The organism is Streptomyces sp. NBC_00539 (assembly GCF_036346105.1).
Classification (GTDB): Bacteria; Actinomycetota; Actinomycetes; order Streptomycetales; family Streptomycetaceae; genus Streptomyces.
This window is the reverse complement of the sequence record NZ_CP107811.1, coordinates 1,783,904-1,807,852: the sequence shown is the minus strand read 5'-3', so window position 1 is coordinate 1,807,852 and position 23,949 is coordinate 1,783,904. Positions and strand designations below refer to the sequence as shown.

Below are 23,949 nucleotides of genomic sequence, written 5' to 3'. Positions count from 1 at the left end.
ACGCCGCGTGAAGCAGGGCAGTTCACGCACTACGCACCTCATGCATCTCGCACGCCGCACCCGCGGCCCTCCCTTCCCCACAGGAGTCCTTGGTGTCCCAGCACAGAGCTGTGCGTTCGTCCCTCCTCTCCGCCGCCGTCGCCGTCACGCTCCTCGCCTCCGCCGGCCAGGCCGTGACCCACGCGGCCGAGGCGGGCGCTCCGGTCCCGGCGACCTTCACCTCCGGTTCCGCGGCCGGCACCACCGGCGGAGCCCCCGGCGCCCTCGCGCCGAACCCGTTCGACGAGGTCGAGCACCGGGCCGACGCCCTGGCGCCGACCACCGCGGTACCGGCCCCCGCCCCCGGCGGCCTGGCGATATCCGACGGCAAGGTTCCCGGCGCCGCCCCGGCCGCGGGCGCCGCCGCCTCCGCGCAGCGCACGGACAAGAGCGGCAAGCCCGCCCAGGGCGCTCCCACCACCCGGGGCCTGGCCGTCAACGTGCCCTGCACCCTCGACGGGATCAAGGCGCTGTCGCCCGAGCAGTTCGCCGACTTCCTCGCCGACCCGGCCGTCCTCGCGGACGGCTGCCTGCGCGGCCTCATATGGACCTGGGACGCCCGCCTGGCACCCGTTATGGACGACGCGCACGTCCAGGCCGTCTCCCGCCGGATATCCGCCCTGGCCGCCGCCCACGACGGCCGCAACTCCTCCCACCTGGAGGAGATGTTCACCTTCCTGCACGCCGCGATCTACCACGACTTCTCCCGCGACGAGATCGACCTCACCGACGCCGCGACCGTCGACGCCATGACCCGGGCCGTCACCGACTTCGGCAACGCCGCGCACACTTTCGACGCCACCGCCTCCAACGCCCGGACCCTGCGCGAGGCCCTCTACTCCGTCGGGCCCGGCATGCGCCACCGCCAGCTCGGCCTCATCAAGAAGGTCCTGGCCACCCTGGACGCCTCGCACCCCGCGACCAGCGGCGACGCGAACTGGGGCGGGGCCGCCCTCGCCGCCCTCACCATCAACTACCTCGGCGTGTACCCGGGCAACGAGGACTCCGACTTCCACGCCGCGGTCAAGGCGGACCCCTCCTACCGGGCCGCCTTCAAGGCCTTCGCCGGATACACGCACCTCAAGGGCACCCCGAACGAATGGGCCGTCCGCGACGGGCTGGGTGAGTACGGCCGCTTCGGCCAGGTCGACGGCCTCCAGGACCAGATCACCGCCGACCTCGGAACGCTCCTCGCGCAGGTCAAGACGACGTGGGGCAACGGAAGCGAGCCCTGGGCCAAGGTCGTCAGCTGGCTGAACAGCTACAACGCGTGCAAGCAGTACGGGGTGTGCAAGGAGGACATCGAGAAGATGCTCTTCCCCAACACCTACACGTACGACAACGGCGGCATCAAGGTCCGCACCGCACTCGACCGGGCCACCGTCGACCAGCTCTACTACGCGAGCAAGCAGGTCAAGACGCAGTTCCACCGCGTGCTCGGCACGGACCAGCCGCTCGCCGGCGACCCCAACACCACGTTGAACATCGTGCTGTACGCCTCCCGCGCCGACTACGTCACCTACCAGACGATGCTCAACGGCTACGGCACCAACAACGGCGGCATGTACATCGAGAACGGCGCCACCTTCTACACCTACCAGCGCCGCGTCCCGCAGGACTCCACCCTCACCCTCGAAGAGCTGTTCCGCCACGAGTACACGCACTACCTCAACGGCCGCTTCGCCGTCCCCGGCTCCTTCGGCGAGGGCCCCTGGTACGAGGGCGACCGCACGACCGCGATGGACGAGGGCACTGCCGAGTTCTTCGACGGCGCGACCCGCGACAACGGCATCGCCGTCCGCAAGTCCCTGGTCAAGGGCATCATCAACGACACCGCCGGCGGCGGCCCCCGGATGTCGGTCGAACAGCTGCTGAACGCCACCTACGACGGCGACGGCTTCCGCTTCTACAACTACGCGGGCACGTTCTTCGAGTTCCTGTGGACCGAGAAGCCCAGCCTGCTGCGCGAGATGTACACCCACCTGCGCGAGAACGACGTCGCCGGGTACGACGCGTGGCGCCACCGGATGGGCGCCGACACCTACCTCCAGCGCGACTACGACAAGTTCCTGGACGCGCAGATCGCCAAGGTCGACCAGCTCTACGTGCCGAACACCAGCTTCACGGCCAACGACCGGCTGCGCGACTCCGCGCTCGCGAACGTGAAGTCCTCGTTCGCGGCAGCCACCTACAACACCCCCGACTGCGTGGAGAACGGCGACCCCGGCAAGCGCCGGTTCACCTGTACCGGCCGCATCACGGCCAACCTCAAGAACTGGCGCAGCGACGACCAGAACTTCAAGGACATGTCCGAGACGGTGGACTACTTCATCCTCGACCGGACGGCCCCCGTCTCCACCAACTTCACCGACATGAACTGCTCCTTCGGCCCCGTGGAGATCTGGAGCAACCACACGGCGGGGACGTCGGGCTACAGCTGCGAGGGCCCGCTGCGCAGCTGATCACGGCTCCGGGCCGGTCCCTGCCGCAACGGGGGGAGGGACCGGCCCGGGCGGGGCCGGCGAGCCCCCGGCCGACCCTAGGCACTCGATAAAGAATGTGACATATTACTGCCGTGCCCAACAGAAATGGTCTGGACGCCGTCATCATCGGCGCCGGTGTCGTCGGAGCCGCGTGCGCGTACTACGCCACCCGCGCGGGCCTGCGCGTGGCCGTCGTCGACCGCGGATCCGTCGCCGGCGGCACCACCGGTGCGGGCGAGGGCAACCTGCTCGTCTCCGACAAGGAAGCCGGAGCGGAGCTCGACCTGGCCCTGCTGTCCGCGGGCCTGTGGCGCGAACTGGCGGCCCTCCTCGGACAGGAGATGGAGTACGAGGACAAGGGCGGCCTGGTCGTCGCCCCGGACGAGGCTTCGCTCAGGGCGCTGCGGAGCTTCGCGGAAGGCCAGCGCGCGGCGGGCGTCACCGCCGTCGAGGTGGGGGACGCCGACCTGCCCGAGCTGGAGCCCCATCTGGCTCCGGGGCTCGCGGGAGGCTTCCACTACCCGCAGGACGCGCAGGTCCAGCCCGCCCAGGCGGCTGCCCGGCTGCTGGCCGCGGCGGCCGCCGACGGGGCCTCGGTGCACCTCGGCGAGGAGGTGACGGACCTCGTGCTGGAGCGCGGGGCCGTACGGGGGGTGCGCACCCGCACCCGCGAACTCCTCGCCCCGGCCGTCGTCAACGCCGCCGGCACCTGGGGCGGCCGGATCGCCGAACTCGCCGGGACCACCCTGCCGGTGCTCCCGCGCCGCGGCTTCGTCCTGGTGACCGAGCCACTGCCGAGGGTCGTGCGGCACAAGGTCTACGCCGCCGACTACATCGCGGACGTGGCCAGCGGCTCCGCAGCCCTGCAGTCCTCGGCGGTGGTCGAGGGCACCCCCTCGGGCCCGGTGCTCATCGGGGCCACCCGGGAGCGGGTCGGCTTCGACCGCTCCCTGTCGGTGGACGCCCTGCGCCGGCTCGCGTCCCAGGCGGCCGCGCTGTTCCCGGTACTGGCCGACGTGCGGGTGCTGCGGACCTACCACGGCTTCCGCCCCTACCTCCCCGACCACCTTCCGGCCATCGGCCCCGACCCCCGGGTGCCCGGGCTGCTGCACGCCTGCGGGCACGAGGGTGCGGGCATCGGCCTGGCCCCGGCCACCGGCGTGCTGATCACGGCCGCGCTGACCGGATCCGAACCACCGCTGGACCCCGCGCCCTTCCGGCCGGAGCGGCCCTTCGCGCGGGAGCCCGACCCGGAGGGGCAGCCGTGAGCCGGCCGTACGAAGCCCCTTGCGAAGTCCCCTACCGAGCCGCGCCCGAAGAAGGAGACGTCCGATGAGCCGGCCCACCGGTGACCGCTCGCCCCGCGCACTCGTGGGCGGAGCCCCCCGGGCGACGTACGTCCTGCGCTTCGACGGCCGCGGACTGACCGCGGAGTCCGGCCAGAGCATCGCCGCCGTGCTGTGGAACGCCGGGATCCTCGCCTGGCGCACCACGCGTGAGGGGGGCGCGCCGCGCGGGGCGTTCTGCGGGATCGGCAGCTGCTACGACTGCCTCGTCACGGTCAACGGCCGGCCGAACCAGCGGGCCTGCCTGGTCCCGGCGCGGGCCGGGGACACCGTCACCACCCAGGAAGGGACCGGCCGTGCCGACCTCGCCGTCTGACCCCTCGTCGCCGGAGCGCGCCGTATCCGGCCCGGCCGTGCCCGACCTCGCCGTCGTCGGTGCCGGGCCCGCCGGGCTGGCCGCCGCCGTCACCGCCGCCCGCCTCGGCCTGCGGGTCGCGCTGCTGGACGCGGGGGAGCGCCCCGGCGGCCAGTTCTACCGCCGGCCCGCGCCCGGCCTCGGCGCCGAACGCCCCGAGGCGCTGCACCACCAATGGGCCGCCTTCGCCACCCGCGAAGCCGCCCTGCGCGCCCACGAATCGGCAGGCCGGATCACCTACCTCCCGGCGCACCACGTCTGGACGGTGGTCCCGGACGGCGGGCGCTGGACGCTGCACGCCGTCGCGGGCCCCGAGGAGCGGTCCGTCACGCTCAGGGCCTCCTCCGTCCTGCTGGCCACCGGCGCCTACGAGCGGCAACTGCCCTTCCCCGGCTGGACCCTGCCCGGGGTCGTCGGGGCCGGCGGGGCCCAGGCCATGCTCAAGGGCGGCCTGGTGCTGCCGGGCAAGCGGGTGGTCGTCGCCGGGAGCGGGCCGCTGCTGCTCGCCGTGGCCGGCTCCCTCGCGGCCGCCGGAGCCACCGTCCCGGCCGTCGTGGAGGCGGCCTCGTACACCGCGTACGCGGGCCGGCTGCCCGCCCTGCTGCGCAACCCCGGCAAGCTCGCCGAAGGCGCCGCGTACGGCAGCGCGCTGCTGCGCCACGGCGTCCGCCTCCTGACCCGGCACGCCGTCACCGAAGCCCACGGCCGGGGCCGGGTCGAGGCCGTCACCGTGGCCCGGCTGGACGGCGACTGGCGGCCGCTGCCCGGCACCGGGCGGCGGATCCCCTGCGACGCCGTCGCCGTCGGCCACGGCCTCGTGCCCCAGCTGGAGCTGGCGACGGCACTCGGCTGCGCCACCCGCCCCGGCGCGGACGGGACCGTCGCCCTGGAACTGGACGCCGGGCAGCGAACCTCCGTCCCCGGCATCTGGTCCGCGGGCGAGACCGGGGGCATCGGGGGTGCCGAATTGGCGCTGACCGAGGGTGAACTGGCGGCCTTCTCCCTCGCCGGCCGGCCCGCGCCGGCCGCGCTCGTCCGCCGCCGCGCGCGGCTGCGGGCCTTCGCCGGGGCGATGGCCGCCGCACACCGCCCCGGCGAGGGCTGGACCGGCTGGCTGCGCGAGGACACCGACGTGTGCCGCTGCGAGGAGGTCCCGGCGGGCCGGATCCGGCAGGCCACCCGTGATCTCGGCGCACGGGACGCCCGTACCGTCAAACTGCTCACGCGGGCCGGGATGGGCTGGTGCCAGGGCCGGATGTGCGGCCCGGCCGTCGCCGCCCTGGCGGGGGAAACCTCCTCCGCCGCGGGAGCGGCCCCCGACCGGCGTCCCCTTTCCTGCCCAGTACCGCTGCGCCACTTGGCCGAACTGCCGCAGGACCCTCACTGATCCGATCCGGATCCGGCACGTCCGGGCCCTTGTGGCCCCCTCACGTCCCTTAGTAAAATGTCACACACCACTCTAGGGAGTCCTTCATGACCCACGCGCACACCCCCGCGCCCGCCCAGCCCCGCAACCGCCCCTGGCACGGCATCATGGTCGCCACCGCGCTGCCGCTGCGCGAAGACCTCGCCGTCGACTACGACGCCTACGCCGAGCACGTGGCCTGGCTGATCGCCAACGGGTGCGACGGCGTCGTCCCCAACGGCTCCCTCGGCGAGTACCAGACCCTCACCGACGAGGAGCGGGCCCGGGTCGTCCGCACCGCCGTCGAGGCGGCCGGCGACGGCAGCCGCGTCATGCCCGGGGTCGCCGCCTACGGCAGCGCCGAAGCGCGCCGCTGGGCCGAACAGGCGGCGGAGGCCGGAGCGGGATCCGTCCTGCTGCTGCCCCCCAACGCGTTCCGCGCCGACGAGGACGCCGTCCGCGCCCACTACGCCGAGGTGGCGCGGGCGGGCCTGCCCGTCGTCGCGTACAACAACCCCATCGACACCAAGGTGGACCTGACGCCCGGGCTCCTGGCCCGGCTGCACTCCGACGGCAGCATCGTCGCCGTCAAGGAGTTCAGCGGAGACGTGCGGCGCGCCTACGAGATCGCCGAGCTCGCGCCCGGACTCGACCTGCTGATCGGCGCGGACGACGTACTCCTCGAACTCGCCCTCGCGGGCGCCGTCGGCTGGATCGCCGGCTACCCCAACGCCCTCCCGCAGTCCTGCGCCACCCTGTACCGGGCCGCCGTCGCCGGCGACCTCGCCACCGCGCTGCCGCTCTACAAGTCCCTGCACTCGCTGCTGCGCTGGGACTCCAAGACCGAGTTCGTGCAGGCCATCAAGCTCTCCATGGACCTGGCCGGCCGTCCCGGCGGCGCCACCCGCCCGCCGCGCTTCCCGCTCACCGGCGAGATCGAGGCGGCCGTCCGCGCCGCCACCGAAAAGGCCCTCGCCGAGGGCCTCAACTAGGACCCGTTGGGGGACCCATGCGCACGCGCCACATCTACCATGCGGTGGATTCGCACACCGAGGGCATGCCGACCCGCGTGATCACCGGGGGAATCGGGGTCATCCCCGGCGACACCATGGCCGACAAGCGGCTCCACTTCATCGAGCACATGGACCACGTCCGGACCCTGCTCATGTACGAACCGCGCGGCCACTCCGCGATGAGCGGCGCCGTCCTCCAGCCCCCCACCCGCCCCGACGCCGACTTCGGCGTGCTCTACATCGAGGTGTCGGGCCTGCTGCCCATGTGCGGGCACGGCACCATCGGGGTGGCCACCGTCCTGGTCGAGACCGGCCTGGTCCCGGCCGTGGAACCGGTGACCACGGTCCGGCTCGACACCCCGGCCGGCCTGGTGAGCGTGGACGTCCGGGTCGAGGGCGGATCGGCCACCGCCGTCACGCTCACCAACGTCGCCTCGTACTGTGCGGGGCTCGACCTGAAGGTGGAGGTCCCGGGCTACGGCACGGTGAGCTACGACCTGGCCTACGGCGGCAACTTCTACGCCTTCGTCGACCTCGACGCCCTCGGCCTCCCCTTCGACAGGGCCCGCAAGGACGACCTCCTGGCGGCCGGACTCGCCGTCATGGGGGCCGTCAACGCCTCCGCCGACCGGCCCGTCCACCGCGAGGACCCCGCCATCGCCGGGGTCAAGCACGTCTACCTCGCGGCCCCCGGCTCGGACGCCCGCCGCTCCCGGCACGCCATGGCGATCCACCCCGGCTGGTTCGACCGCTCGCCCTGCGGTACGGGCACCAGCGCGCGGATGGCCCAGCTGCACGCCCGGGGGCTGCTGCCGCTCGGCACCGACTTCGTCAACGAGTCCTTCATCGGTACCGAGTTCACCGGCCGGCTCGTGGCGCAGACCACGGTGGGCGGCCTCCCCGCGGTGATCCCCACGGTCACCGGGCGGGCCTGGATCACCGGCACGGCCCAGTACTTCCTGGACCCCGCCGACCCGTTCCCCGGAGGTTTCCTGCTGTGACCGCCGACCCGTCCCCCGGAGGTTTCCCGCTGTGACCGCCGACCCGGCCGCGGTCCGTGCGACCGCCCCCACCACCGTCCGCACCACCGACTACCACGCGGCCGGCGAACCCTTCCGCATCGTCGACACCGCCTGCGCGGGGATGCCGGCCGTACCCGGTGACACGGTCGCCGAGCGCTGCGCCACCGCCATCGGGCCCGGCGGCTCCCCGACGGCCCCGCGCCGCGGCGCCCTGGACGACCTGCGGCGGCTCCTGGTGCAGGAGCCCCGCGGGCACGCCGGCATGTACGGCGGGTTCGTCGTGCCGCCCGACGACGACGGGGCCCACTTCGGGGTGCTGTTCTGGCACAAGGACGGCTACTCCACCGCCTGCGGCCACGGCACCATGGCCCTCGGCGCCTGGGCCGTGGAGTCCGGCCGGGTCCCGGCCCCGGACGACGGCAGCGTCCAGGTCCGCATCGACGTGCCGTCCGGGCGGGTCACCGCCACCGTGCACCGCTCCGGCGGCCGCTCCACGGGGGTGACCTACCGGGGCGTCCCGGCCCGGGTCGGCGCCCGCAAGGTGCCGGTCGCGACCACGCTCGGCCTGGCCGAAGCCGACATCGCGCACGCCGGGGCCTGCTACGCCTCGGTCCCGGCCCGGGACCTCGGGCTGGAGGTCTCCACCGCCGCGCTGCCCTCGCTGGTGCGCGCCGGCCAGGAGATCCGGGCGGCGCTGGCCACGCACCCGGGTACCTGGCACCCTGGCGGCCCGCTGCTCTCCGGCGTGTACGGGGTGATCCTCTACGAGGAACTCCCCGACACCCCCTTCGGACCGCACCAGCGCAACGTGACGGTCTTCGCCGACGGGCAGACCGACCGCTCGCCCTGCGGCTCCGGTACCTCCGCGCGGCTCGCACTGCTCGCGCAGGACGGGCGGCTGGGTGCGGGGGAGGACCTGCTGCACGAGTCGGTCGTCGGCACGGTCTTCACCGGCCGGGTCGTGGGCGGGGACGCGGACGACCTGGTCACGGAGGTCACGGGGACGGCCTACCGCACCGGTGAACACGCCTTCACCGTCGACCCGTACGACGAGCTCGGCGCCGGGTTCCTGCTGTGATCGCGCAGCTCTCCGGCGCGGACATGGCGGGGCTGCTCACCCCCGCCGAGGCAGCCGACGCCCTGGCCGGGGTCCTGCGCGCCGGCCTGGACCCGGAGGGGTGCCCGCAGCGCACCGCGGTGCCCGTGCCCGGCGGGGAGCTGCTGCTGATGCCGGCCGCGGCGGGCGCGTACGCCGGGGTGAAGATCGCGGGAGTCGCGCCGGGCAACGCCGCGCTCGGGCTGCCCCGGATCACCGGCTCCTACCTCCTGCTGGACGGCCCCACCCTGCGCCCCGTCGCCCTGCTCGACGGCGCCGCGCTCACCGCCCTGCGCACCCCGGCCGTGTCGGCCCTGGCCCTGCGCCACCTGACGCCGCGGGACCGGCCGCTCGCGCTGGTCGTCTTCGGGGCGGGACCGCAGGCGTACGGGCACCTCGAAGCCCTGCTCGCGGAACGGGAGTTGGCCGGGGTGACGGTCGTCGCCCGGGCCCCGGACCGCGCCGAACGGCTCGCGGCGCACGCGCGGGCCCTGGGACTCGCCGCCCGGACCGGTGGCCCCGAGGACGTGTCCGGGGCCGATGTGGTGCTCTGCTGCACCACGGCCCGTACCCCGTTGTTCGACGGGCGGCTGGTCCGACCCGGGGCGACGGTCGTCGCGGTCGGCTCGCACGAACCGGACGCCCGGGAGACCGACACCGCTCTGGTGCGCCGCTCGGCGGTGTACGTGGAGTCGCGCGCGGTGGCCCTGCGCGAGGCGGGGGACCTGCTGATCCCGGAGGCGGAGGGGGCGATCGGCCCCGGTCACATCACCGGTACCCTCGCCGACCTCGTCGCCGGCCGCCATCCGGCGCCGGGAAGACAAAATGGTCCGCGGCTCTTCAAGAGCGTGGGCATGGCCTGGGAGGATCTGGCCGTGGCGGTCGCACTGTTCCAGAGGACGGGGACCGGCAGAGCAACGTGACATTGTACGCTGTCCCTCTCGATGCGCGGAGGAACAGCAATGGGTGACCTGAAGCAGCACAGTCTCATCAAGGCCCAGGAACGGCTCCGTGACCAGGTCGGTCACGCCCTCCGAGCAGCCCTGATAGCGGGCGAGCTGCGTCCCGGGAGCGTCTACTCGGCCCCCGGTCTGGCGGCCGAACTCGGCGTGTCGGCCACCCCGGTGCGAGAGGCCATGCTCGACCTGGCCCGCGAAGGGCTGGTCGAACCCGTCCGCAACAAGGGCTTCCGGATCACCGAGGTCAGCGAGCGGGACCTCGACCAGTACACCGAACTGCGCACGATGATCGAGGTGCCGACGATCGGCCGGATCACCGAAGTCGCGACCCCCGAGCAGTTGGAGGCCCTGCGCCCCATCGCGGAGGAGATCGTCGCCAGCGCCCGTGAGCACAACCTGATCGGCTACCTGGAGGCGGACCGCCGTTTCCACCTCAGTCTGCTGGCGCTCTCGGGGAACGACCGGCTCGTCGAGACGGTCGGCGACCTGCGCAAGCGCTCCCGGCTCTACGGCCTGACGGGCCTGGACGAAGCCGGCAAGCTGGTCTCCTCGGCGGAGGAACACATCGAGCTGCTCGACCTGATGATCAGCGGCGATTCGGCGGCGGCCGAGGCGTGCATGGTCCGCCACCTCGGTCACGTCCGCTCGCTGTGGGCGCAGGGGCGGGACGAGCCCGTCGGCCGGCCCCCGGGCGGGCTGGGCTCGGGCGTCTGAGGTCCGTCTCCCGAGGGCCGCCGTACGGGGATCCCAACTCCCTTGTCGGCGGCCCTTTTTGGACACGGCTGGATAACGGCGGCGCCAACCTCTTGTCAGTACAATTTCACATTACTATGTTACCGGTCACATCATAGAGCGCGGCCCTTCACTGGAGTGACCATGACCAAGCGCACCCAACTCGCCCTCGCCACCGCCTTGGTGGCAGCCCTCGCCCTCGGCGCCTCGGGCTGCTCCGACACCAAGAAGGGCTCGGCCGGCGGCTCGGGTGCCCCCAACCCCGCCGCCGGCAACGACGGCAAGGTCCTCGGCGGGACCCCGGTCAAGGGCGGCACCCTCACCGTCCTGTCCAACCAGGACTTCTCCCACCTCGACCCGGCCCGCAACTGGGTGATGCCGGCCATGGACTTCGGCACCCGGCTCCTCTACCGCACGCTCGTCACCTTCAAGTCCGAGCCCGGCAAGGCGGGCAGCGAACTCGTCCCCGACCTCGCCACCGACCTCGGCACCCCCTCCGACGGCGGCAAGACCTGGACCTTCACCCTCAAGGAGGGCGTGAAGTACGAGGACGGCTCGCCCGTCAAGGCCCAGGACATCAAGTACAACGTCGAGCGCTCCTTCGCCCCCGACCTCACCGGCGGCCCCGACTACGCCGCCCAGTACCTCGCGGGCACCGAGGGGTACAAGGGGCCGCTCCAGGGGCAGCACCTCGACTCCGTCAAGACCCCCGACGACCGCACGATCGTCTTCCAGCTCAAGCGCCCCGTCGCCGAGTTCTCCGCCACCGCCACCCTGCCCACCTTCGCTCCCGTCCCCCAGTCCCAGGAGAAGGGCACGCAGTACGACGCCCGCCCGTTCTCCTCGGGCCCGTACAAGATCGAGTCGTACGACCGCGACAAGAAGCTCGTCCTGGTCCGCAACGAGCACTGGGACGCCAAGACCGACACCGTCAGAAAGGCCTACCCCGACAAGTTCGTGGTCGTCATGGGCCTCAAGGGCGGTCAGATCGACGACCGGATCATCGCCGGCACGGGCCCGGACGCGTCCGCGATCGAGTACTCGAACATGCGCCCCGAAAGCGCGCCCAAGGTGCTGCCCAAGGCGGACGTCAAGGCCCGCCTCCTCGCCGAGTCCCAGGGTTGTACCGAGATGCTCCACCTGAACAACTCCCGCGCCCCCTTCAACGACCCGAAGGTCCGCGAGGCCATGCAGTACGCCGTCGACAAGGAATCCGTGATCACCGCGGGCGGCGGCCCCGCCCTCAACGAGGTCGCCACCGCCTACCTGCCCCCGGCCCTCACCGGGGGCAAGCAGGCCGACACCCTCAAGATCGCCCCGACCGGCGACCCGGACAAGGCCAAGGACCTGCTCAAGGCCGCCGGAAAGGACAAGCTGAAGGTCTCCCTCGCCGTCTCCACCGGCGACAAGGGCAAGGCCGAGGCCCTCCAGCAGGGCCTGGCCCGCGTCGGCATCGAGGTCGTCATCGACACCGTCGACCCGGGCGCCTACTACGACGTCATCGGCGACCTGTCCACCACCCCCGACATGACCCTCACCGGCTGGTGCCCCGACTACCCCTCCGGCTCGACCTGGATGCCCTTCGTGTTCGACGGACGCACCATCAAGGAGAAGGGAAACCAGGGCAACTACAGCCAGTTCCGCGACGAGGCGACCATGAAGCGGATCGACGAGATCAACGCCATGTCCGACGCCAAGCAGGCCGCGCAGGCCTGGGTGGACCTCGACGCGGAGGTCATGAAGAAGGCCCCCTCCGTCCCGGTCCTGCTGGAGCGCAAGCCGCTGCTGGTCGGCCCCAACATCGCGGGTGCCTTCGGCCACCCCGTGTGGACGGGCACCGTCGACTACGCGACCGTCGGCCTCAAGGACCCCTCGAAGAGCCAGGGCTGAGGAACACGGAGCCCGACACCATGACCACCACCGCACCCGGGGCCGACGGCCGGACGCCGGCGGCCCCGGCTCCCGGCGGGGCGCCGCAGCCCGACGCCGTCAAGGACGCTCCCCCGGCGCCGGCCACCGGCAGCAGCCCCTGGCAGCTCGCCCGGCGGGAACTGCGCCGCCGCCCCGCCGTCCGCGTCAGTCTCTGCGTCGTCCTCCTCTTCGTCCTGATGGCCCTCACCGCCCCCTGGCTGGGCGCTCTCGGCGGCTGGGCCCCGGACGAGTTCGACAAGACCGCCATCGACCCCTACCTCGGCGGCCAGCCACTGGGCACACTCGGCGGGATCAGTCCGGCCCACTGGCTCGGCGTCGAACCCGTCAGCGGCCGCGACCTGTTCTCCCGCGTCGTGAGCGGCGCCCAGGTCTCCCTCCTCATCGCCTTCGCCGCCACCGCGATCGTGGTGGTCACCGGCACGGCCGCCGGAATCGCCGCGGGCTACTTCGGCGGGCGCACCGACGCGGTGCTCTCCCGGCTGATGGACCTGACCATGTCCTTCCCCTCGCTCATCTTCATGATCGCGATGCTGTCGGTGGCCAAGGACGTCAACCGCATCGTGCTCATGACGGCCGTGATCGGCCTGTTCGGCTGGCCGGGCGTCGCCCGCGTCGTCCGGGGCCAGACCCTCTCCCTCAAACACCGCGAATACGTCGACGCCGCCCGCGTCGGCGGCTCCGGGGCCTGGCGGATCCTGACCCGCGACATCCTCCCCGGCGTCTCGGGCCCGGTCATCGCCTACACCACCCTGCTGATCCCCGGCATGATCAGCACCGAGGCCGCGCTCAGCTACCTCGGCGTCGGCGTCCGCCCGCCCACCCCGTCCTGGGGCCAGATGATCGCGGAATCCGTCGCCTACTACGAGACGGACCCCATGTACTTCGTCATCCCGAGCGTCTTCCTCTTCCTGGCGGTACTCGCCTTCACCCTCCTCGGCGACGCCCTGCGCGACATCCTCGACCCGAGGGGCGGCCGCACGTGATCCTCTACCTGATCCGCCGGCTGCTCGCCCTGGCCGGCGTGCTCCTCGCCATCGCCGCCGTCACCTTCCTCATCTTCTACGTCCTGCCCTCCGACCCCGCCGCGGCCGCCTGCGGCAAGACCTGCAGTCCCGAACGGCTCGCCGACGTACGGCAGTACCTCGGCCTCGACCTGCCCCTGTGGCGGCAGTTCCTCGACTTCCTGAGCGGCATCTTCACCGGCCGCACCCTCGGCACCGGCCAGTACGCCGTCCAGTGCGACTTCCCGTGCCTGGGTTACTCGTACGAGAACGCCCTGCCCGTCTGGGACCTCCTCATGAACCGCCTGCCGGTCTCGGCGTCCCTCGCCCTGGGCGCCGCCGTGCTGTGGCTGCTGCTCGGCCTCGGCGCCGGGGTCACGGCCACGCTGCGCAAGGACACCGCCACCGACAAGGCGCTCATGGTCGGTGCCGTCGCCGCGGCTTCGCTGCCGGTGTACTTCACCTCCGTGATGCTGATCTACGGAGTCATCCGCGTCGCCGGACTGCTGCCCTACCCCTCCTACCACTCCTTCGGCGACGACCCGCTCGGCTGGGCCTCCAACCTGCTGCTGCCCTGGACCGCACTCGCACTGCTGTACGCCGCCATGTACGCCCGCCAGAGCCGCGGTTCGATGATCGAGGCGATGGCAGAGCCGTACATCCGTACCGCCCGCGCCAAGGGCATGCCCGAACGCACCGTCGTGGTCAAGCACGGGCTGCGCTCCGGGATGACCCCGATCCTGACCATCTTCGGCATGGACCTCGGAGGGTTGCTCGCCGGCGCCGTCATCACCGAGTCCATCTTCGGACTGCCGGGCATCGGCCGGCTGTTCTACGGTGCGCTCGTCAGCGCCGACCAGCCGGTGGTGCTCGGCGTCACGCTGCTCGCCGCTTTCTTCATCGTCGTCGCCAACCTCGTCGTCGACCTCCTGTACGCCGTCATCGACCCGAGGGTGAGGTACTGATGGCCGCTCTCCTTGAAGTACGCGACCTGTGCGTCACCTTCACCACCCCGCGCGGGCCGGTACGCGCCGTCGACTCGCTCGGATTCACCGTCGAGGCCGGGCGCACCCTCGGCATCGTGGGGGAATCCGGCTCCGGAAAGTCCGTCACCTCGCTCGCCGTCATGGGCCTGCACCGGGAGGCCGAGATCGGCGGGTCCGTCGCCCTCGAGGGGCAGGAACTCACCGGCCTGTCCGAGCGGGAGCTGTCCCGGCTGCGCGGCCGCAAGATGGCCATGATCTTCCAGGACCCGCTGTCCAGCCTGCACCCCTACTACACCGTCGGCGAGCAGATCGCCGAGCACTTCCGGGTGCACTTCAAAGCCGGCCGCGCCGCCGCCCGCAAGCGGGCCGTCGACATGCTCGGCGAGGTCGGCATCCCGGAACCCGCCCGCCGGGCGGGGGAGTACCCGCACCAGTTCTCCGGCGGCATGCGGCAGCGCGCGATGATCGCGATGGCTCTGGCCTGCGAACCGGACCTGCTGATCGCCGACGAGCCCACCACCGCCCTCGACGTCACCGTGCAGGCCCAGATCCTGGAGCTGATCGCCCGCCTCCAGCAGGACCGCGGACTCGGAGTCGTGATGATCACCCACGACCTCGGCGTGGTGGCCCGGGTCGCCCACGAGGTGCTGGTCATGTACGGCGGCCGGGCCGCGGAACAGGCGCCCGTCGACCAGCTCTTCGCCGAGCCGGCCCACCCGTACACCCGGGGCCTGCTGGACTCCCTGCCCCGGCTCGACGACGCCGATGACGCACCCCTGCGGGCCATCCCCGGCTCGCCGCCGTCCCTCCTGACCCCCGCTCCCGGATGTGCCTTCGCCCCGCGCTGCCCCAAGGCGGCGGCGCGCTGCACCGCTGAACGCCCGGAGCTCGAACCGTACGGGGAAGGGCCCGCGCGCACCGTCGCCTGCCACTTCGCCGGAGCCGGAGCCCCGGCAGAGGTGACCCGATGACCGCCACACCGCAGGCGCTGCTCTCCGTACGCGACCTGACCATGACCTTCCCCGGCCGGCGGTCGGTGACCGGGCGCCGGGGGGCGCCCGTGCGCGCCGTCGACGGGATCTCCTTCGACCTGGGCGAGGGCGAAACCCTCGGCCTCGTGGGGGAGTCGGGCTGCGGGAAGTCCACCACCGGCCGGATGCTGGTGCGGCTGCTGGAACCGACGGCGGGCAGCATCGAGTTCGAGGGCCGGGACATCAGCCGGCTCTCCCAGGGCGCCCTGCGGCCGCTGCGCAAGCACCTCCAGATGGTGTTCCAGGACCCCCACTCCTCCCTCAACCCCCGCCAGACGGTGGCCCGGATCATCTCCGACCCGCTGCTGGTCCAGGGCCGGACGGCCGCGGACGCCCGCCGCAGGGCGGCCGAACTGATGGAACTGGTCGGGCTGATCCCCGAGCACATCGACCGCTACCCGCACGAGTTCTCCGGCGGCCAGGCGCAGCGGATCGGCATCGCCCGCTCGCTCGCCACCAGCCCCCGGCTGATCATCGCCGACGAGCCGGTCTCCGCCCTCGACGTCTCCGTCCAGGCCCAGATCGTCAACCTGATGGAACGGCTGCGCCGCGAACTGGGCCTGGCCTACGTGTTCATCGCCCACGACCTGTCGGTGGTCAAGCGGGTCAGCGACCGGGTCGCCGTCATGTACCTGGGCCGGATCGTGGAGATCGGCGAGAAGCACCTCCTGTACGACACCCCCCAACACCCTTACACCCGGGCCCTGCTGTCGGCGGTCCCGCTGCCGGATCCGGCGGCGGAGCGCAGGCGCGAGCGGATCGTGCTGTTCGGCGACCCGCCGAGCCCGGCGGCCCCGCCGCCCGGCTGCACGTTCCACCCGCGCTGCCCCAAGGCCCAGGAGATCTGCCGCACCGAGCGCCCGCTGCTGCGGATCGCCGCCTCGCGCGAGGTGGCCTGTCACTTCCCGGGGGACTGACGGGGACCCCGGGGAGAAGAGGGGCCCCGGAGCCGACACGATCGGCTCCGGGGCCCCTCACTCGTCCCCTGGGCCTGATCCCCCCGTCGGGCCTCGCGGTCTCAGAGGCGCAACTCACGCCGGAAGAAGTCCAGTTCCTGGAGCATGACCTTCTCCCTCGTGCCGCCCGGCGTCATGTGGGTGACCCCGGGCAGTGCCAGCAGCCGGTGCGGGCGGCCCGCGTCCGTCAGGGCCCGGGACAGGCGCAGGGTGTGGGACGGGTGGACGTTGTCGTCGGCCAGGCCCGTGATGAGCAGCAGGGGCCGGGTCAGCCGGGGCGCGTCCGCAATCAGCGAGTCCCGCTCGTACACCTGCGCGTGCTCCTGGGGAAGACCGAGGTAGCGCTCGGTGTACGCGGTGTCGTAGTGGCGGAAGTCGGTCGGCGCGGCTCCGGCGGCGGCCGCGTGGAAGAGGTCCGGGCGGCGCAGCACGGCGAGGGCCGCGAGGTAGCCGCCGTACGACCAGCCGCGCACCCCGACCCGGGTGAGGTCGAGGTCCCGGTGGCGGGCGCCGAGCGCCTCAAGGGCCGCCGCCTGGTCCTCCAGGGTGACCTCGGAGAAACCCCGGTACATGGCGTGGGTATGGGCGGGGGAGACGTACGGGGTGCCCCGGTTGTCGATGGTGACCACCGCGAAGCCCTGGTCGGCCCACCACTGGCGGTGCTGCCAGCGCCGCGGTTCCGCCGAGACGTCCTGGAAGCCGGGGCCGCCGTAGCCGTCCACCAGCACCGGGAGCCGGGTGCCGGGGACGTGCCCGCGCGGCAGCACCAGCGCGGTGGGGAGACGGCGCTCGGTGACCCGCTCCAGCACCGGCACCACCCGGTGGGGCAGCGGTTCGGCCAGGTCGGCGGGGCTGAACTCGCGCCCGTCGGCGGTGCGCACGCTACGGCGTATCCCGTCGGCGCCGGCGCTGGTCAGCAGCAGCGCCCCGGACGAGGCGAGCACGGTGTGCACCCCCGGCCCGTCGGCGAGCGCGGTCAGCTCCCCGGTTCCGGGGTCGAGGAGCAGCACCTGCTGCTCGGCGGGGTCGCGCTGTCCGGCCTCGATCAGCAGCCGGCCGTCGTGGAGCCCGGCCACGCGGCGGACCTGGACGCCGTCGCCGGTCAGGAGCTTCCCGTCGAGCGCGAGGGCGCGCGCGGCCCCGCCCGGGGTGTCGGCGGCGGTGAGCATCCGCCCGTCCGGGAGCCGCGCCGGGGTCCCGGGCAGGGGGTCCACCCACTGGGGGTGCGTGGTGCGCGACAGTTCACGGGTCGCCCCGGTCAGCGGGTCGGCGCCGAGCAGCAGCACGGTCTGCTGGAGCCGGTCCTGGACGGTCAGCAGGACCTCCCCGGCCGACTCCCAGGCGGCGTCCGAGACGTAGGGGTAGGTCCCGGCGTCCCAGTCGAGCCGAACCCGGTGCCCGTCCGGCCCGAGTACCCACAGCTGCACGTCCGCGTTGGGGCCCCCGGCCTGCGGGTACGCGAAGTCCTCCACCGGGAGCTCCGGGTGCGCCGGGTCGCCGATCCAGCGCCGCCCGAGGGCGGACTCGTCGACGCGGGCGGCGAGCAGGGTCTCGCCGTCCGGGGACCACCAGTGCCCGCGGTCGCGGCTGAGCTCCTCGGCGGCCGCGAACTCGGCGACGCCCCAACGGGCCCCGTCGTCGGGGCTGACCCGGCCGCCGGGCACGGTGTGGAGGGCGTCGTCGGTGACGTACGCGACGCGCGAGCCGTCCGCGTTGGGGCGCGGGTCCATCGCGGGTCCGGCGGCGGGGAGTTCCCTGGGCGGGGCGGCGCCGTCGGAGGTGACCTCGTACAGCCGCCCGTGCAGCGCGAACACGGCGCGGCGGCCGTCGCCGGAGAGGGCGTACGAGCCGATGCCGGCGGCGACGAGCCGGATCCGCTCGCGCAGCCGGCGTTCGGCGGTGGGGAGGGTGCCGGCCGGCAGGGTCCGGGGGTCGGCGAGGCGGGTCTCGGCGCCGGAGGCGGTGTCGAGGACCCAGAGGGAGTCGAGGGGGTCGGTGGGGCCGGTCGAGCGCAGGAACCAGAGGAGCCGGCCGTCGTCACCGAAGGAGAAGGCGCGCGGGGCGCCGTACGTGAACCGGCCGGTGGCCGCGGAGAGCCTGAGGAAATCGTCCATGATCGCAGTCTGCCATGTGAAATATCACACCGTATAGCGGTCGAACGTTAGGCCATTCGAGTGGTGTGGCCCCAGGGGCGGGTTTAGCGTCGGAGGGGTGGACGGGAATACGTTGCCGACCAGCACGGGGACCGACGGCAAGGTCCGGGAAGGCGAGGGGCACGGCCTCGCCCTGTTCGTCATCGCCTGCTGCCAGCTCATGGTGGTCCTCGACATCACCATCGTGAACATCGCGCTGCCGCACATCCAGACCGCGCTCGGCTTTTCCACCGAGAGCCTGTCCTGGGTCGTCAACGCCTACACCCTCACCTTCGGCGGCCTGCTGCTCCTCGGCGGCCGCACGGGCGACATCCTCGGCCGCAAACGCGTCTTCATCTTCGGCGTGCTGCTCTTCGGTCTCGCCTCGCTGCTAGGTGGACTCGCCCAGAACGAGGGCCAGTTGATGGGCGCCCGCGCGCTCCAGGGCATGGGCGGCGCCATCGCCTCACCGACCGCGCTCGCACTGATCACCACCACCTTCCGTGAAGGACCCGCCCGCAACCGGGCCTTCGGCGTGTTCGCCGCCGTCTCGGCGGGCGGCGGCGCGATCGGCCTGCTGGCCGGCGGTGTCCTCGTCGAATGGCTCGACTGGCGCTGGGTGTTCTTCGTCAACGTCCCGATCGCGGTGGCCATCGCCCTGATGGCCGTCAGGGTCATCAAGGAGTCCGAACGCCACCCCGGACACTTCGACTTCGCGGGCGCGCTGTTGTGCACCACCGGCATGGTCGCCCTCGTCTACGGGTTCATCCGCGCGTCCCAGGAAGGCTGGCGCGACGCGCTGACCCTCGGCTCCTTCGGAGCCGCCGTGGTCCTGCTGACCCTGTTCGTCATCAACGAACGGCGCTCGCCCCAGCCGATCACGCCGCTGCACATGTTCGCCGACCGCAACCGCGCCGGGACCTACGGCATCATGCTCTTCCTCGCCTGCGCGATGTTCGGCATGTTCTTCTTCCTGACCCTGTTCGTGCAGAACGTGCTGGGATTCAGCCCCCTGCGCGCGGGCCTCGCGTTCCTGCCGGTCAGCATCGTCATCGGGATGGGCGCGGGCCTCGCCTCCCAGCTCCTTCCCAAGCTCGGGCCCAAACCGTTCATGGTGGGCGGCGCGCTCTGCTCGGCGGCGGGGCTGGCCTGGCTGACGCAGACCGACGTCCACTCGACGTACCTCGGCAGCATCCTGGGTCCGATGCTCATCTTCGGCCTCGGCATGGGCATGCAGTTCGTCTCGCTGACGCTGATGGCCCTGTCCAACGTGCCCCCGCGGGAGTCGGGCGCGGCTTCCGGACTCCTCAACACCATGCAGCAGGTGGGCGGTTCGCTCGGCCTGTCCATCCTGGTCACCGTCTTCGGTACCGCCAGCCGCAACGAGGCCCACACCCAGGTCCCGGCCTTCCTCGCCACCGCCGACCCCGGCCAGCGGGCCATGTTCCTGCGCACCGGCCAACTCCCCGACCCCTGGGGCGATCAGGTGCTGGCGTCCGGGGTGAGCTCGGCCTTCATCGTGGCGGCCGCGTTCGCCCTGATGGCCGCGGTGATCGCCCTGGTGGTCATCCAGGTCCGGCCCTCGGACCTGGCGCGCCTCCAGGGCCACCACACCACTCCTGCGGCGGTCTGAGGGCCGCCCCGTCATCCGCGGCCGGGCCGGCGCGCGCCGGCGGACGCGGTGTACCGCCGGGCAGCGCGCGCCCGCGGACGCGGTGTACCGCTGGCCCCGTCCGGGGGGTCTCCTCGGGCCCCGGAGAGCGCCCGGCCTAACCCGCTTGCGTCCGTCGGCGCAGCCGGCAGCGGGCCGGGCCGTCGGCGCGCAGGGTGATGCCGACGCCGACCGGGATCTCCTGGTCCACGGCCTCGAACTCGTACTCCCGCAGCATCACGGCGAGCGCGATCACCGACTCCAGCATGGAGAAGTGCTGGCCGATGCAGGCGCGCGGGCCGCCGCCGAAGGGGAACCAGGCGTAACGGGGCCGGGCGGCCTCCGCCTCGGGGGTGAACCGCTCCGGGTCGAAACGGTCGGCGTCGGGCCAGTAGGCGGGGTGGCGGTGCGTGACCCAGGGCGCGAGGATCACGTTGGCGCCGGCCGGGACGGTGAGGCCGCCGACCTGGCTCGCGGCGACGGCGCGGCGGCCGATCACCGGGGCCGCGGGATAGAGCCGCATCGCCTCCTTGAGCACCTGCGTGAGGTACGGCAGCCGGTCGAGGTCGGCGGCCTCGGGCTCCCGGTCGCCCAGCACCCGGGAGATCTCCTCGTGGGCCCGACGCTGGTGCTCGGGGTGGCGCGCCAGCAGGTGCAGGGTGAAGGCGAGGGAGGTGGCGGTCGTCTCGTGACCGGCGAGCAGGAAGATCAGCACCTGGTCGCGCAGCTCGGTGGCGTCGAACGCGGCGTCGTCCGCGCTCTGCGCGGCGGCGAGCAGCGTCAGCAGATCCTCACCGACCGCGCCTCCGTCACCACCTCGGCCGTCCCCGCCGTCGCGGCGCTCGGCGATGATCCGGTCGCAGACCGCGTACAGCTCCTCCATCGCGGCCGCCGCCCGCCGGTTGCCCGGGGTGGGCCAGCCGCGCGGGATGTTGGCGGGGGAGTAGCCGCGCCGCAGCACGTACTCCGTGATGACGGGGAACGACCGGTCGATGACGTCTACGGTCGCGTCCACATCGGTGCCGAACAGGATGCGGGCCACCGCGCGCAGGGCGAGGTGCATCATCTCGTCGGAGACGTCGACGATCCCGTCCGCGGCCTTGCCCCAGGCGTCGAGCGTCGCCCGGGTCTCGGAGACGACGGCGCTCGCGTAACCGTCCACCCGGCGGCGGGTGAACAGCGGCTGGACCAGACGGCGCTGGCGCAGGTACTCCTCGTCCTGACTTGTCAGCAGGCCGTTGCCGAGGGACTCCCGGATCTCCTGGTAGAAGGGGTTGTCCTTGCGGAAGTTGGCTGATTCCGATGCCAGGACCTGCTGCGCGCCCTCCGCGGAGAAGACGCAGTACAGCTCGGTACGCAGCCCGGGCGGCCCGGCGCTGACGCGCACGACGTCACCGTGGCGCTGCTGGGCGCGCAAGTAGGTACCGAGCGAATCCGAGGTCAGGTCGAACAACGACCCGAGCAACGGCGCCCCGGCCAGCACCGGGACCTCCGTACCCGCGCGTGTCCCCGTCGTACTGTCCACTGCCATGGCCGCCCCCCAGACGTCGTCCCGAACCCCCGATTCTGCCCCTCTCCCCGCCGGCCCGCCTCCTCCTACCGGCTGATTCCCGCCCCCGCCCGGGTCACGTGCTGCGTCAGCCCTCCAGGTAGGTGACGGTGCCCGTACGGCGGGCGGTGTCGACGGCTTCCAGGAGGGCGAAGTCCCGCGCGGTCATCATGCGCGCCCATCCGGCCATGGTGTGGACCTGGACCTCGGTGTGCTCTCTCGGGTCGAGGACGATGCTCTCGATCTGCTCGTCGCAGAGCGTGCCGCCGTCGAAGCAGAAGCCGATGCGGTTCGCCGGCCATTCCCTGCCGCGGTGCCCGATGAAGTGTGAGGCGAGCAGCTTCTGCTCGCCCTCGAAGATGATGCCGGTCTCTTCGAGACACTCGCGCACCGCGCACTCCCAGGGGCTTTCCCAGCGGTCCATGTTGCCGCCGGGCCACTGCCACACCTCGGCGCCGTACGTGGCCCGGAGCTGGACGGGCCGGCCGCGGGTGTCGGTGAAGTAGAGGCAGGCGTACGAGGTCGCGCGGGCGATGGTCTCCACGTACTCCTCGGGCGGCAGCCATCCGGGCGGCGTCACGGTCATGCGCAGTCCTCCGGCAGGAACTTGGCGGCCTTGAGCCGCAGTTGACGGGTGAAGTACCCGGCGGCGTCGGGCCGCATCCGGGCGAGGGCCACCATCGCGGTGATGACGACGTCGGCCACCTCGTCGTGCACGTCGTCCCACGTGTGCGAGTTCCCCTTCCGGGGATTGGTCCCCTTGACGCCGATCACGGCCTGGGCCGCCTCGCCGAACTCCTCGCCGATCTTGAGGATCTGGAGCGTGTGACTCTCCTCGGGCTGCATGCCCAGTGCGGCGTCGACCGCGTCGAAGCGGTGGGCGAGGGCGGTGATGGTGGTCCACGGCTCGGTCATGCGGTGGTCTCCTTGTCGGTCGCGGGACCGTAGGCGCGCCGGATGCGTTCGTCGTACGCGGCGGCCGGCTCCAGCCCCATCGCTGCCCGCCGCTCGTCCAGACGTTCCGGCTCATGGACGGGCTGCGGCCGCAGGCTGCTCGTGTCGTCACCGGTGTACTGGGTCCCGTAGAGCTGGGGCCGGCCCCGGGCGATGAGGACCCGGTCGGTGAGGTAGGCGAGGTGCCGGGGCGGGGCGTCTGCGGCTTCGACGGCGCCCGTGAGCAGTTCCAGGGCCTCGTGCTGGAATCCGGGATCGCGGTCGGCGTGCTGAACGAGGAGCCACGCGTCGTCGGCCCCTTGGTCGCCGACGAGCTCCCGCCCGGGCCAGCCGTGCTCGGCGACCACGGCCTTGAGCCAGGCCGTGTTGTCGGCGTCGATCCGCAACAGGCCGCCCGGCTCACCGGTCCGGGTCAGATGGTCGCGGGCCTGCTGGTCGCTCCGGGTGCGGCGACGGAGCTCCGCGGCGAGGTCGGGACGGTTCACTGCGCCACCCACGCGCGGACCATCAGCGTCCCCAGGTCCTCGGGGTCGGGGGCCGGGTACACCTGCGCCTCCACTGCTGCGAAGTCGGCTTGCCGGAGCATGTCCTCGTACGTCCGGGGCGTGTAGGACCACCGCTTGACCGCGATCGGCCGCCCCCGCAGCGCTCCCGGATAGATGCCCTGCGGGCCGTAGCAGCCCTCGACCGCCGGCCCGTGGGTGAACAGCAGGACACCGCCCGGGTTCATCCGCCGCCGGATGAGGGGGAACAGTTGGCGGGGGTCGTCGAACCACACGGCGCCGAAGCGGGAGATCACCGCGTCGAACCCCTCGGTGGTGTGCGTCAGGAACTCGGCGGCGGACTGCTGGAACAGCCGGGCGTCCAGGCCCTCGCACCGTTCACGCGCCCGCTCGACGTGCGCCCCGGCGAGGTCGATACCGGTGGCTTCGGCGCCCTGCCGGGCGAAGTAGGCGAGCTCCGTCGCGTCCCCGCAGCCCAGTTCGAGCACGGTCTTCGGGGCGCCCGCGAAGTCCGGTCCGGGACCGTGCTCCGCGTATTGCGTCCAGCCCCTGAACTTCGTCTCGTCGGGCCAGTCGTTGACGCCCCAGCCGGTGGCGTAGGTGTCCCAGTAGGCGTTCACGAGATGCTCCTCGGTGTCGCGCTCATGCCGGACGCCGCGTCCGGCCAGCCAGGCTGCGGCACGGGGCGGTCCGTGAGAGGGCGATCGGCGAAGAAGCATCCGAACGAGGGGTGGTCCGGAACACCGGACCGGGTGCGCTGCCCGAGGCCGTGAGCCGAGCCGACCAGCCGACCACTACTGGTCA

21 protein-coding genes are annotated in these 23,949 nt (G+C 72.7%); 15 read left to right on the top strand and 6 right to left on the bottom strand.

Annotated features, from left to right (window positions below; genetic code table 11):
* Positions 1–92 precede the first annotated feature (92 nt).
* From OG861_RS07810 to OG861_RS07745, 14 genes are all read left to right on the top strand, one after another.
* Positions 93–2,501: a collagenase gene (locus OG861_RS07810; RefSeq protein ID WP_330261578.1), complete on the top strand. Its 2,409-nt coding sequence runs from the start codon at positions 93–95 to the stop codon at positions 2,499–2,501.
* Between the two features lie 113 nt (positions 2,502–2,614).
* Complete coding sequence (locus OG861_RS07805) at positions 2,615–3,790, top strand: NAD(P)/FAD-dependent oxidoreductase (protein WP_329199158.1); 1,176 nt, start codon at positions 2,615–2,617, stop codon at positions 3,788–3,790.
* A 64-nt stretch (positions 3,791–3,854) separates the two neighbouring features.
* Complete coding sequence (locus tag OG861_RS07800; RefSeq protein WP_330261577.1) at positions 3,855–4,184, top strand: (2Fe-2S)-binding protein; 330 nt, start codon at positions 3,855–3,857, stop codon at positions 4,182–4,184.
* Positions 4,165–5,610 (top strand): FAD/NAD(P)-dependent oxidoreductase, encoded by a 1,446-nt coding sequence (locus OG861_RS07795; protein ID WP_443064457.1) that lies wholly within the window; start codon positions 4,165–4,167, stop codon positions 5,608–5,610. Before OG861_RS07800 ends, OG861_RS07795 begins: the two co-directional genes overlap by 20 nt.
* An 86-nt stretch (positions 5,611–5,696) precedes the next feature.
* Positions 5,697–6,620 carry a dihydrodipicolinate synthase family protein gene (locus OG861_RS07790; protein ID WP_329199162.1) on the top strand — a complete coding sequence of 308 codons (924 nt, stop codon included), beginning with the start codon at positions 5,697–5,699 and terminating at the stop codon, positions 6,618–6,620.
* 17 nt (positions 6,621–6,637) lie between these two features.
* Positions 6,638–7,642: a proline racemase family protein gene (locus OG861_RS07785; RefSeq protein WP_330261576.1), complete on the top strand. Its 1,005-nt coding sequence runs from the start codon at positions 6,638–6,640 to the stop codon at positions 7,640–7,642.
* Positions 7,643–7,673: 31 nt separating this feature from the next.
* Positions 7,674–8,741 (top strand): proline racemase family protein, encoded by a 1,068-nt coding sequence (locus OG861_RS07780; protein ID WP_330261575.1) that lies wholly within the window; start codon positions 7,674–7,676, stop codon positions 8,739–8,741.
* Between the two features lie 23 nt (positions 8,742–8,764).
* Positions 8,765–9,682 (top strand): ornithine cyclodeaminase family protein, encoded by a 918-nt coding sequence (locus OG861_RS07775; RefSeq protein ID WP_443056791.1) that lies wholly within the window; start codon positions 8,765–8,767, stop codon positions 9,680–9,682.
* Positions 9,683–9,721: 39 nt separating this feature from the next.
* The gene (locus OG861_RS07770; RefSeq protein WP_329199170.1) at positions 9,722–10,432 is read left to right on the top strand and encodes a GntR family transcriptional regulator; all 711 of its coding nucleotides are present in this window, start codon (positions 9,722–9,724) and stop codon (positions 10,430–10,432) included.
* A gap of 162 nt (positions 10,433–10,594) precedes the next feature.
* Positions 10,595–12,340 (top strand): ABC transporter substrate-binding protein, encoded by a 1,746-nt coding sequence (locus tag OG861_RS07765; protein WP_330261574.1) that lies wholly within the window; start codon positions 10,595–10,597, stop codon positions 12,338–12,340.
* A 20-nt stretch (positions 12,341–12,360) separates the two neighbouring features.
* A complete protein-coding gene (locus OG861_RS07760) occupies positions 12,361–13,365 on the top strand; it encodes an ABC transporter permease (RefSeq protein WP_329199174.1) in 1,005 nt (334 codons plus the stop codon).
* On the top strand, positions 13,362–14,348 hold the full coding sequence (locus OG861_RS07755; protein WP_330261573.1) for an ABC transporter permease: 987 nt from the start codon (positions 13,362–13,364) through the stop codon (positions 14,346–14,348). Before OG861_RS07760 ends, OG861_RS07755 begins: the two co-directional genes overlap by 4 nt.
* A complete protein-coding gene (locus OG861_RS07750; RefSeq protein WP_329199178.1) occupies positions 14,348–15,340 on the top strand; it encodes an ABC transporter ATP-binding protein in 993 nt (330 codons plus the stop codon). Before OG861_RS07755 ends, OG861_RS07750 begins: the two co-directional genes overlap by 1 nt.
* Positions 15,337–16,317 carry an ABC transporter ATP-binding protein gene (locus OG861_RS07745; RefSeq protein ID WP_330261572.1) on the top strand — a complete coding sequence of 327 codons (981 nt, stop codon included), beginning with the start codon at positions 15,337–15,339 and terminating at the stop codon, positions 16,315–16,317. The genes OG861_RS07750 and OG861_RS07745 overlap by 4 nt, the downstream gene beginning before the upstream one ends.
* A gap of 101 nt (positions 16,318–16,418) precedes the next feature.
* Here OG861_RS07745 and OG861_RS07740 read toward each other — a convergent pair whose 3' ends face one another.
* Positions 16,419–18,470, bottom strand: coding sequence for a S9 family peptidase (locus OG861_RS07740; protein ID WP_330261571.1), 2,052 nt, complete (start codon positions 18,468–18,470; stop codon positions 16,419–16,421).
* A 112-nt stretch (positions 18,471–18,582) separates the two neighbouring features.
* Between OG861_RS07740 and OG861_RS07735 the strand changes: the two genes are divergently transcribed.
* Positions 18,583–20,121: an MFS transporter gene (locus OG861_RS07735; protein ID WP_330261963.1), complete on the top strand. Its 1,539-nt coding sequence runs from the start codon at positions 18,583–18,585 to the stop codon at positions 20,119–20,121.
* 136 nt (positions 20,122–20,257) lie between these two features.
* Here OG861_RS07735 and OG861_RS07730 read toward each other — a convergent pair whose 3' ends face one another.
* The 5 genes from OG861_RS07730 to OG861_RS07710 form a co-directional block, all read right to left on the bottom strand.
* Positions 20,258–21,670: a cytochrome P450 gene (locus tag OG861_RS07730; protein ID WP_330261570.1), complete on the bottom strand. Its 1,413-nt coding sequence runs from the start codon at positions 21,668–21,670 to the stop codon at positions 20,258–20,260.
* Between the two features lie 106 nt (positions 21,671–21,776).
* On the bottom strand, positions 21,777–22,274 hold the full coding sequence (locus OG861_RS07725) for an NUDIX domain-containing protein (RefSeq protein WP_330261569.1): 498 nt from the start codon (positions 22,272–22,274) through the stop codon (positions 21,777–21,779).
* A complete protein-coding gene (locus OG861_RS07720; protein ID WP_330261568.1) occupies positions 22,271–22,603 on the bottom strand; it encodes a MazG-like family protein in 333 nt (110 codons plus the stop codon). The genes OG861_RS07725 and OG861_RS07720 overlap by 4 nt, the downstream gene beginning before the upstream one ends.
* Complete coding sequence (locus tag OG861_RS07715; protein ID WP_330261567.1) at positions 22,600–23,139, bottom strand: DUF6624 domain-containing protein; 540 nt, start codon at positions 23,137–23,139, stop codon at positions 22,600–22,602. Before OG861_RS07715 ends, OG861_RS07720 begins: the two co-directional genes overlap by 4 nt.
* Positions 23,124–23,765, bottom strand: a complete 642-nt coding sequence (locus tag OG861_RS07710) for a class I SAM-dependent methyltransferase (RefSeq protein WP_330261566.1) — start codon at positions 23,763–23,765, stop codon at positions 23,124–23,126. Before OG861_RS07710 ends, OG861_RS07715 begins: the two co-directional genes overlap by 16 nt.
* Between the last annotated feature and the right edge of the window lie 184 nt (positions 23,766–23,949).

What these genes read in the sequence shown, in the direction of transcription:
- OG861_RS07800 (WP_330261577.1), top strand. Translation starts at nt 3,855, where the DNA reads ATGAGCCGGCCCACCGGTGACCGCTCGCCCCGCGCACTCGTGGGCGGA.
- OG861_RS07790 (WP_329199162.1), top strand. Translation starts at nt 5,697, where the DNA reads ATGACCCACGCGCACACCCCCGCGCCCGCCCAGCCCCGCAACCGCCCC.
- OG861_RS07785 (WP_330261576.1), top strand. Translation starts at nt 6,638, where the DNA reads ATGCGCACGCGCCACATCTACCATGCGGTGGATTCGCACACCGAGGGC.
- OG861_RS07775 (WP_443056791.1), top strand. Translation starts at nt 8,765, where the DNA reads ATGGCGGGGCTGCTCACCCCCGCCGAGGCAGCCGACGCCCTGGCCGGG.
- OG861_RS07770 (WP_329199170.1), top strand. Translation starts at nt 9,722, where the DNA reads ATGGGTGACCTGAAGCAGCACAGTCTCATCAAGGCCCAGGAACGGCTC.
- OG861_RS07765 (WP_330261574.1), top strand. Translation starts at nt 10,595, where the DNA reads ATGACCAAGCGCACCCAACTCGCCCTCGCCACCGCCTTGGTGGCAGCC.
- OG861_RS07760 (WP_329199174.1), top strand. Translation starts at nt 12,361, where the DNA reads ATGACCACCACCGCACCCGGGGCCGACGGCCGGACGCCGGCGGCCCCG.
- OG861_RS07750 (WP_329199178.1), top strand. Translation starts at nt 14,348, where the DNA reads ATGGCCGCTCTCCTTGAAGTACGCGACCTGTGCGTCACCTTCACCACC.
- OG861_RS07745 (WP_330261572.1), top strand. Translation starts at nt 15,337, where the DNA reads ATGACCGCCACACCGCAGGCGCTGCTCTCCGTACGCGACCTGACCATG.
- OG861_RS07740 (WP_330261571.1), bottom strand. Translation starts at nt 18,470, where the DNA reads ATGGACGATTTCCTCAGGCTCTCCGCGGCCACCGGCCGGTTCACGTAC.
- OG861_RS07730 (WP_330261570.1), bottom strand. Translation starts at nt 21,670, where the DNA reads ATGGCAGTGGACAGTACGACGGGGACACGCGCGGGTACGGAGGTCCCG.
- OG861_RS07725 (WP_330261569.1), bottom strand. Translation starts at nt 22,274, where the DNA reads ATGACCGTGACGCCGCCCGGATGGCTGCCGCCCGAGGAGTACGTGGAG.
- OG861_RS07720 (WP_330261568.1), bottom strand. Translation starts at nt 22,603, where the DNA reads ATGACCGAGCCGTGGACCACCATCACCGCCCTCGCCCACCGCTTCGAC.